Raw genomic sequence first — 4,480 nt, forward strand, 5'->3', positions numbered from 1 at the left:
CCCAGCCGATAGGCTGCAGGACATTTTTACCAAGCATGCGCTGATAGCGGGCTATCACGTCGCCGATGGTATAGTTGCGCACATGACCCATATGCAGGCGGCCGGAGGGGTAGGGCAACATGGATAGGCAGTAGTACTTTTCCTTGCCAGGGTCTTCAGTGACCTTGAACGTATCATTTTCATGCCAGTATTTCTGGACGGTGGATTCTATTTCTTCCGGGCGATAAAGCTCTTGCATGGCAGACAGTGGTCCTTAAAGTGAAATACGGCGCCGCTCGCGCAGGGAGCGTAAAAACATAATACCAAGACCCGCCTAGCTTATATGATAAGCGATAGCAGCAACAACAACCAAGCGCCATGGCTGGGCCGTTTTTCTACCAATAATTCGCGGCGTGTGTGACAGATCCACCACTCAAACGACCACGGCGCCGTGCGGGAAGATAGTTTTGAATTAACGTTATAAAGGATAATCTCAACTAGAGGATAGTATCAACATGCCGGCGGAGCGCCGCTACAGGTCAAGGAGAGAATAATGGACAAAGTCTCATAATATTACCATCAATTCCTTACCTTGCTGACCCAGCAGTTGGAACAGGAGAGAACAGGATATCGACGCGCTTGAGGCGAATAATCCCGCCGGTGCCTGCTGGCTAGCAGTGATCTTACCTTACACCCCATCGAGGTGGAAAACGTGACCCGCGCGGTGCAGCGTGATTTGGAAGAGTTAGCCTGCAGTTACGATGAAAGCCGTGAGCAAGATGACGAATGCGTTTTTTACAGGTCATTAAAGAGAACCTTTAGTAGTGGTTGGCAGAGATTACCGACCTGACTCAGCTGGAATGGAAAGAGGTGTTCAAGGACGTTAACCATAATGACGTTTACCACAGAGGCGAAGTGGTCTGTCTGGGCAATCTAGTGTGCGAACGATGTCATCATACTCTGGCGTTTTATACGCTGGAAATATTGCTGCTCTATCCCGGACTGCGATTTCGATAAATTTCATCGCCAGCCCTCCATTAACAATTGCGTCGGCAACAGGGGACAGCAAAGGATGCTAACTAGAGACGATCTGGGACAATAAGAGTAAGGAGAGCGCGTAGGAAAGAGGACTCCTGCGGGGGAAGGGGTAAATGGATGGCATCGTGGGATAAGAAGCGATACCTTCTGCGTAAAGCGCGGGCGGAAATAACCTCGAGAATGAGCCCTTAAGCGGATACCGTGTGTCGGGCAGGGGCAACACCCTGCCCGACCTGTGGCACCCTTAAATGCAGGATCTTCGCCAGGAAGTCGAGGGCGTGGTTCGATTCGGGATAGGCAAAGAACACCCTTTTGGGCGAGTCTTCGATAATGCGTCCATCATCCATGGAAATCACCCGGTTGGCCACTTTACGCGCAAAGTACATTTCATGGATGACTACCATTATGGTCATCTCTTCCTGAGCCAGCTCCACCATGACATCGAACACTTCGTTTATCATCTCCCGATCCAGAACAATCACCATATGCTTGCTGCTGACTGCCGGACAGCTGACCGGAGAATTTATTGGCAGACACCGATTGATGTAGACTCTCCCCCTCTCGAATCGGTTAAAGGCCGTTGATGGTTTTGATAAGCGTCGATTTACCAGAGCTGGAAGAGCCATATACCACCATTTCGCTTTTATTGACCTCGGTGGAATAGTCAGTCAGCACCTGAAAGTGACCATGCCACTTGGAAATGTTTTTAGGAAAATCATCTAACCATCTTTTTTTCAAGTAGTTCACCAGCGTGGAGGAGGGGGCAGGCGCTTTCAGGCTGATGATAAAATAAAACAAACCGGCAAACAGCACCATTTCCACATGCGTATCATCACGTTTGCCAATAACCGTCACGTTCGCAAATAATAGAGGAGGCGGTACGGAAGAAGTCAGCCAGGCTGGATAATTAAACCAATGAGGTATTCTGGAATAGCACGATGCTCTGCGGTTAGCAGCAGTGGCACCATCGCCTGGAAGAGGCCTGCGGCAGAATAATCAGCTGCATGGATTGCCAGTGCATCATTCCGAGCTGCCAGCAACGGAATCAAGGCGTTGATGAGCAGATAGCCCAGGATAATGGTGGAAAAGATTCATAGGAGTGGGCGGAATAATCCAGCAATTTGCTGGCCTACGCTGCCATCTCCACCAAACCGATGGTGAAGGCAACCGACGAGTTTTTTACCAGGTTGAGTATTTCCGAGGTCATCGGCGGCACGATGATCTGATAAGCATCGGGCAGCAGGATATAGCGGTAGGCCTGCCCCAGAGTAGACCCCATCGCCAGCTTAGCGTTCAACTGCTCCTTGGACAGCGATTGAATGCTCGAGCGCACCTTCTCGCACCTGCTCGCACAGGCGCGCTGCGGTGAAAAAACCCCAGGCACAGCTTTGCTGAGAAAAATAACTGAATGGTGTGGTCCACAATTCGGCTTTAAACCAGGTGCCAATGGACGATGGCAGCATCTCTGACACTACCATATAGCAAATAAACAGTTATACTATCAAGGGAATATTACGGAACAACTCTACGTAACAGATGCCTATCTCCGCCAGAAATTGATTAAGCAGGGTGTGTAGGATACCGAACAGGGAACCGACCACAAAAGCAATAATTCCAGGCGCAGAATGACACATCGACGGTAACCTGGAAATCTGGACTAATAGCTAACCTAATAAGTAGTGCTGCCGAACGGGGCTGTTTCAAAAAAGGTTCATAAGTTCTAATTTTTAGACATAAAAAATCCGGTAAAAGGGTAGCGGGCGCTACCATTAAGATTTATGAATAGGCCCCTATATTGCCCTGCTTCGGGGAATGGTCTTAGCGCGTCTGTCTTTCCGGGCCTTTAGTCACAGTAATCAGTAGTGCGGGTAATCTCATTCTTATTATCGTTATTAGTTTATGGACCTATCATTAGGTGATTTAAATAGGGCTTTCGTATATAGTCCGACATGGTAAAATTCATGTTCAGATTCTTCGGCGGAATAGGCTGTTTAAACCACTTATCGTATCATTTCTCCGCTTCGCCGGAGGTCTGAATATGAACGATAGTATCGTCCATGAGCGTTTTGAACAGCGCGTCGTTTTTACGCAATATGCAACTGTAGGCTTCATTCGACTGCGGCATGCCGACGATATCCCATTGATCTGGCTTACGCAATTTGGCGCTTTCGCTCGCCAGCAGGGAATTATCCATAATAAAAGGCTACCAAGCGGCTGTTTTCCAGGGTATGAAATGAGTCGCCGTGATCCTTAGTGCTGATGAGTAAACATCTTCATCTGCTTCTTACCGTTGAGCTTGTTGAGTAGGGCTTCAGATGTGGTTTCGGCGGTGACGACGACTGTCTTGCTGGTTAACTCGCTAAAATCTTTGATGGGGGGAACTTTTTTCACTGCCAGGCGAGTACCGGTGGTAATGAGCAGTGTATCGGAGAAGTTTACGTACTTATGGTGTTCCAGGTTATTTGAGCGGAGCCGCGTTCAAAATCATGGGTGCCGTTTTGCAGTAGCGGGATGAGTTGGAGTGGAGGAAGTAATAGGCAAATATTTCACCTACATATTCGGAATATCTATTTTCTTTTTAATGGCATCAATAATGGCATTGGAATGATCCTGCGAATGGCCACTATTTTCTGCTGATTCTCACAATAGGAGAAAGGAATGGATGATTCGTGGCAGTCTACTACGATGACACTATTGTCTTTGATTTTTTTCAGCGTGCCCGTTAACTCTTCGGCATTAGTCTGGCTGGAGGTAATGCTGATTATCACTAACGATAATACCAAGTTTCGCATGTGTATCTTCTTACTCCTCTGTTGTGATTACTGTATCTGACATTTTAGCGTCCAGTGCAGTGCCCTGGGGCGACAAGGTGGCCTGAAAAAAGGCCCGCTTTAGGGACAGATTCATCAATCTAATTATGATTAATATAATGTAATGCAAATAAAAAGATACAAAATATTGCCGTTTTGAGAACCGTTGCGCACTAAAATGCGGCTTCGGGGCTACGGTGCCGGCTACGTAAGGCGCGGTAAGCCATTAGATTGGCACTGACAGCTTCGCGGAGATCGGGCCGTTGGCCACAGATGTTTTACGGCAATCGAGGAAAATGGCCTCGCTTGCCTACTGCGCTGCGCGCTGTCCTTTAAAACATAGCGTTCATCAAGCAGTAGTATGCCATGTCTTCAGGGGGGTCGTCGGTAGTCAAGCACTAGCGCAGTCAATCCGGCCAGTAGCGTAAAAATCCATAGCGGCCAAGAGCCGGCATGGGTGTAAGGAGTCAGACCACGGGTCGGCGTGACGTGGACGTTGAGCACATCGCGGGTAAATTGCGGCAATTGCGCCAGCGGCGTCCCGTCAGCATTGATAACCGCCGTGATGCCGTTATTGGTACTGCGCAGCAGCGGGCGTCCTAGCTCCAGCGAGCGCATGCGCGCCATCTGAAAATGCTGCCACGGGCCGATGG

The 4,480-nt window shown here is 48.9% G+C and carries 1 protein-coding gene and 6 pseudogenes; 1 reads left to right on the forward strand and 6 read right to left on the reverse strand.

What is annotated here, in order from left to right:
* Positions 1-238, reverse strand: a pseudogene (locus BG74_RS17855) (class I tRNA ligase family protein); the annotation flags it as partial.
* A gap of 333 nt (positions 239-571) precedes the next feature.
* Between BG74_RS17855 and BG74_RS13900 the strand changes: the two are divergent.
* Positions 572-1,012: pseudogene (locus BG74_RS13900) on the forward strand (zinc ribbon-containing protein); the annotation flags it as partial.
* Between the two features lie 253 nt (positions 1,013-1,265).
* On the opposite strand, the pseudogene BG74_RS17860 reads toward BG74_RS13900, so the two are convergent.
* From BG74_RS17860 to BG74_RS17865, 5 genes and pseudogenes are all read right to left on the reverse strand, one after another.
* Positions 1,266-1,755, reverse strand: a pseudogene (locus tag BG74_RS17860) (ATP-binding cassette domain-containing protein); the annotation flags it as partial.
* Positions 1,738-2,047, reverse strand: a pseudogene (locus tag BG74_RS13905) (ABC transporter permease family protein); the annotation flags it as partial. The pseudogenes BG74_RS13905 and BG74_RS17860, both read right to left, overlap by 18 nt.
* A gap of 4 nt (positions 2,048-2,051) precedes the next feature.
* Positions 2,052-2,725 (reverse strand): annotated as a pseudogene (locus tag BG74_RS07595) (ABC transporter permease subunit); the annotation flags it as partial.
* 184 nt (positions 2,726-2,909) lie between these two features.
* Positions 2,910-3,734: pseudogene (locus tag BG74_RS07600) on the reverse strand (glutamate/aspartate ABC transporter substrate-binding protein); the annotation flags it as partial.
* Between the two features lie 465 nt (positions 3,735-4,199).
* The coding region (locus tag BG74_RS17865; protein ID WP_305809586.1) for a nitrilase-related carbon-nitrogen hydrolase at positions 4,200-4,480 on the reverse strand (281 nt) is incomplete at its 5' end.

Source organism: Sodalis-like endosymbiont of Proechinophthirus fluctus (genome assembly GCF_001602625.1).
Taxonomy (GTDB): Bacteria; Pseudomonadota; Gammaproteobacteria; order Enterobacterales; family Enterobacteriaceae.